We start from the raw sequence: 4434 nt of genomic DNA on the forward strand, positions 1-4434 counted from the left end.
TTAGATTGTCCCTCTAAGACACGGAATCGGTGGCTACACCACATCAACCAAGCAGTTAAAATTTATTTGCTTGCTTTTTACAGGAGACAAATCAGGGAGATAATTGAGAACATAAGGGAAGTGGTGCTGATAGGCAGATTCGAACTGCCGACCTCACCCTTACCAAGGGTGTGCTCTACCAACTGAGCTATATCAGCACATCTTGGAGCGGGCAGCGGGAATCGAACCCGCATCATCAGCTTGGAAGGCTGAGGTAATAGCCATTATACGATGCCCGCAATGAACTCGGCTACCTGAGTTATCAGCTGCTAAATGTAACCTGAATAAACTTTTTTGAAAAGTTCTTCAGGAGATGGTGGTGGGAGAAGGATTCGAACCTTCGAAGTCTGTGACGGCAGATTTACAGTCTGCTCCCTTTGGCCGCTTGGGTATCCCACCTATCCAAATTGTTAATTGGTGCCGGCACCAAGAGTCGAACTCGGGACCTACTGATTACAAGTCAGTTGCTCTACCAACTGAGCTATGCCGGCATCAAGTGCTGCGCATTCTAGGAAGAGTGAGCGCGACTTGCAACAAAAAATTTTAATTTTTTGTTCGCTTGCTCACATTTTATGCACTTTTTGCGATTTTGCTGCTTTTTTCGCTATATTCAGCTTAAAACATCTACAGCAGAACAACACTATAATCCATTATTATTTAATCAGTAAAGAGCCCTTGCATCATTAAAAAGTGACTTATGCCATTTTCTAGAGCAAAAAATGATGTTCTGTATCTTCGTTCCCTCTTTCTAACCGCTGCTTTTTTCAGCAACTCGTTCTATTTTTACAGCCTTCGTCAAAAAAAATTCACATAAAACATAAAAAGTTCTACGCCTACTATCTTTCACTCGCTATGATGCAACTTAATTTTACGGATACGGGTGTTTAGGCAACCTGTCCAACCTGCATAGAATAGGCAGATGTTGGTTTATGAAACAGACAGAGAATTTTATTACTACGCCATACTTAGAGTTTGATAGGGAACATTGGGCAACATTACGTGATTCAGTCCCTTTGACATTAACGTCTAGCGAATTGATAGAGTTGAAAGGTATTAATGAAGAACTCTCGATGGAAGATGTTATTGAAATCTACCTACCATTATCTCGTTTACTCAATTTTTATATTAGCTCCAATTTGCGCCGTCAGGCTGTATTAGAGCAGTTCTTAGGAACAAATGGAGCAAAGGTTCCCTATATTATTGGGATTGCAGGCAGTGTTGCTGTAGGCAAGAGCACAACGGCTCGTCTATTACAGGCCTTATTAACACGTTGGCCTGAGCATAGAAAAGTTGATTTAATCACGACAGATGGGTTTTTGTATCCTAATCAGGTACTCAAAGATCGAAATATCATGAAGAAAAAGGGTTTTCCTCAGTCTTACGATATGCGAAGACTCGTGAATTTCGTGTCGCAGATAAAATCAGGGGCGCGTAACGTTGTTGCACCGGTCTACTCACATCTGACTTATGATATTGTGCCTGACCAACAACAGGTTATTGATCAGCCTGATATCCTAATTCTAGAAGGCTTAAACGTGCTACAGAGTGATATGGACTATCCACATGACCCACATCATGTGTTTGTCTCAGACTTTGTTGATTTCTCTATCTACGTGGATGCAGACCCTGAATTATTAAAGCAGTGGTATATTGGTCGGTTCCTAAAGTTCCGCCAAGGGGCATTTTCCGATCCTGATTCCTACTTCCACAATTATTCTAAATTAAGCGAAGAAGAAGCCGTTAAAATTGCAGGCTCTATTTGGGATGAAATTAATGGTTTAAACCTAAAAGAAAATATTTTACCCACGAAAGAACGTGCAAGTTTAATAATGACCAAAGGCGAAAACCATTCTATCCAGAATGTTAGGCTTAGAAAATAAACACTATATGCCGGTATAGCTTACCGGCATCATTTTATTATTTTTCGTTAGATCTTAGTGATATTTCCCCACCGATATAAGGAATAATTTCACCATTATCCTGTTGTAATAAAAGAGCACCTTGTTGATTTATTCCTTTTTCCACACCGCTGATAATTTTATCACCAATCAACAACTTAACCTTCCTTCCCAAGAAGTTATCTAATTCAAACCAACGCTCCAAAAAGGGAACTAATCCTTCCTTCTCAAATAAAACTAATGCTTTTTTCAGTGCATTAATAATATCAGCAGACAATTTATTTCTTTCTATATTTTCTACTTCATCAATTAATGAGGCCCACTCCTGATTAATTGTACCCTCTTTATCTACATTCTTTTTTTCCATACCAATATTAATTCCAATACCAATAATGATATGTGCGGCATCACCTGTTTTTCCTGTTAATTCCACAAGTATACCTGCTAGTTTTTTATCATTAAGATAAAGATCATTAGGCCATTTTACTTTTACTTTACCCCTGCTTAGTTTATTTAAGGTTTCAGCAATTATGATCCCCACAACTAAACTTAGTCCGACTGCAGCTGCCGGCCCTTGATCAAGCTTCCAGTACATCGATAGATATAGATTACAACCAAATGGTGAAATCCATTGCCGCCCGCGTCGACCTCTCCCCGCACTTTGGTACTCCGCCAGACATGTATCGCCTGATTTTAAGCTCGAAATTCTTTCAAGCATATACTGATTTGTTGAATCAATGACAGGCTCCACAATCACATCACTGCCCTGAATATATTGCTTAATTAACTCACCATTGAGCAAATTAAGCGTATGGGGCAATTTATAGCCTTTACCTGCGATAGTTTGCACTTCAATGCCCCATGAACGCAGTGTTTTAATATGTTTATTAATCCCTGCTCGTGTCATCCCTAATGTATCGCCTAGCTGTTGGCCTGAGTGGATTTGAGCATCAGATAAGATCTCTATCAATTGTAGCGGTGTACTGGTTTCTTTCATAAAATGCAGTCCATAGGGTTAATTTCGCCATGTTTACCAATAAACCTCACTTCTGGCTCAAGCATGATACCAAAATGCTTATGCACGCTTTGGCTGACATATTTAGCTAAGTCAACAATATCACGCCCTGTCGCATGGCATTTATTAATGAGGACTAAAGCCTGCCGTGTATGTACAGCAGCGCCACCTAATTCATAGCCTTTCAACCCACATTGGTCTATCAACCAACCCGCAGCAACCTTTATTGAGCCATCTTCTTGGGCATACTGTGGGCAAGTTGGAAAACGTTGTTTTATTTGATGCGCTTTATCTGCTGTAATAATTGGATTTTTAAAGAAGCTTCCCACATTGCCCGTCACGGCGGGATCAGGTAATTTTGCTTTCCGTGTCTGGCATACGGCATCAAACACTTGCTGTGGAGTCACTGTTTCGGCATCTAAGAGTGCTAAATCCCCATAGGTGAGTTTAGGTGACCATTGTTTAGCAAACTTCAAACCAACCCCAATAATCACATGAGAATGCTGATAATCATGCTTAAAGATACTATCACGGTAGCCAAAATGGCAGGCTTCAGCCTCTATCCTTTCTGTCTTACCAGTTTGGAGGTTCAGAGTATCAACATACTCACATAAATCCTTCAGCTCAACACCATAAGCGCCTATGTTTTGAATTGGTGCAGAGCCTACACAGCCAGGTATCAAGGCTAAATTTTCAGCACCATAGATACCTTTACCCATTAAATATTCAATAAATTGATGCCAGTTCTCACCTGCCGCAGAATACACATGCCAATATTCTGGGGTCTCTGTGATAGTAATACCTCTAATACGATTGAGAATTACCGCACCATCAAAGTCTTCAATAAATAACACATTACTTCCCCCTCCAAGGATCAAAACAGGTAACTGCTGTTTTTGCGCATTAAGCCATTGCTGATAAATCTCTTCTGCTGATCCAGCAATACAAACTGACTTTGCTTGTGCTTCAATACCGAGAGTATTAAAGGGTTTTAATTCAAGGGATGGGTTCATTGCAGCCTTCAATAGATAACCAATAAAGATGAGCTAAGTCTATCAGGCTGACCCGCGAGAATCATTAAATAATGAGATGCCTCTCATGACATTAGGAGTATTAGGTTGAAATGGCAATGTGTCAGGAACAAGAAAAAAGAAGATACAGAATAATTTGAATGGGGCTAAATAGCAAAAAGCCACCCTAAGGTGGCTTTTCTATGTTTAAAACCTAGCAGTTCCCTACTCTCACATGGGGAAGCCCCACACTACCATCGGCGCTACGGCGTTTCACTACTGAGTTCGGCATGGGGTCAGGTGGGACCACCGCGCTATTGCCGCTAGGTAAATTCTTTTTTAATACTGATAAATTCATGGTGCTGATACCCAGATTCGAACTGGGGACCTCACCCTTACCAAGGGTGTGCTCTACCAACTGAGCCATATCAGCAATATGGTGCGGTCAGTCAGTACTGACACAACCTTTAAA

At 40.7% G+C, this 4434-nt stretch carries 3 protein-coding genes, 5 tRNA genes and 1 rRNA gene; 1 reads left to right on the forward strand and 8 read right to left on the reverse strand.

From position 1 onward, the window contains the following. Window positions 1–121: 121 nt before the first annotated feature. The 4 genes from PSE69_RS19615 to PSE69_RS19630 all read right to left on the reverse strand — a co-directional run bounded on the left by PSE69_RS19615 (window position 122) and on the right by PSE69_RS19630 (window position 530). Window positions 122–197 (reverse strand) — tRNA-Thr (locus PSE69_RS19615). Between the two features lie 6 nt (window positions 198–203). After that, window positions 204–278 (reverse strand) — tRNA-Gly (locus PSE69_RS19620). Between the two features lie 75 nt (window positions 279–353). After that, window positions 354–438, reverse strand: a tRNA-Tyr gene (locus PSE69_RS19625). Between the two features lie 16 nt (window positions 439–454). Further along, window positions 455–530, reverse strand: a tRNA-Thr gene (locus PSE69_RS19630). Window positions 531–968: 438 nt separating this feature from the next. Between PSE69_RS19630 and coaA the strand changes: the two genes are divergently transcribed. Continuing rightward, on the forward strand, window positions 969–1919 hold the full coding sequence (gene coaA, locus PSE69_RS19635; protein WP_004924900.1) for a type I pantothenate kinase: 951 nt from the start codon (window positions 969–971) through the stop codon (window positions 1917–1919). Between the two features lie 37 nt (window positions 1920–1956). Here coaA and birA read toward each other — a convergent pair whose 3' ends face one another. The 4 genes from birA to PSE69_RS19655 all read right to left on the reverse strand — a co-directional run bounded on the left by birA (window position 1957) and on the right by PSE69_RS19655 (window position 4395). Continuing rightward, window positions 1957–2934 (reverse strand): bifunctional biotin--[acetyl-CoA-carboxylase] ligase/biotin operon repressor BirA, encoded by a 978-nt coding sequence (birA, locus tag PSE69_RS19640; protein ID WP_121875340.1) that lies wholly within the window; start codon window positions 2932–2934, stop codon window positions 1957–1959. Next, window positions 2931–3965: a UDP-N-acetylmuramate dehydrogenase gene (gene murB / locus PSE69_RS19645; protein WP_121875341.1), complete on the reverse strand. Its 1035-nt coding sequence runs from the start codon at window positions 3963–3965 to the stop codon at window positions 2931–2933. The genes birA and murB overlap by 4 nt, the downstream gene beginning before the upstream one ends. Before the next feature lie 209 nt (window positions 3966–4174). After that, window positions 4175–4290: ribosomal RNA gene (gene rrf, locus PSE69_RS19650) — 5S ribosomal RNA — on the reverse strand. A gap of 29 nt (window positions 4291–4319) precedes the next feature. Beyond that, a tRNA-Thr gene (locus PSE69_RS19655) sits at window positions 4320–4395 on the reverse strand. Between the last annotated feature and the right edge of the window lie 39 nt (window positions 4396–4434).

The sequence above is a fragment of the Providencia sp. PROV122 genome (assembly GCF_028482365.1).
GTDB classification, from domain to species: domain Bacteria; phylum Pseudomonadota; class Gammaproteobacteria; order Enterobacterales; family Enterobacteriaceae; genus Providencia; species Providencia stuartii.

Bases quoted from the DNA above. Each gene is read 5' to 3' on its own strand.
- coaA (WP_004924900.1), top strand. From the start codon at position 969: ATGAAACAGACAGAGAATTTTATTACTACGCCATACTTAGAGTTTGAT.
- birA (WP_121875340.1), bottom strand. From the start codon at position 2,934: ATGAAAGAAACCAGTACACCGCTACAATTGATAGAGATCTTATCTGAT.
- murB (WP_121875341.1), bottom strand. From the start codon at position 3,965: ATGAACCCATCCCTTGAATTAAAACCCTTTAATACTCTCGGTATTGAA.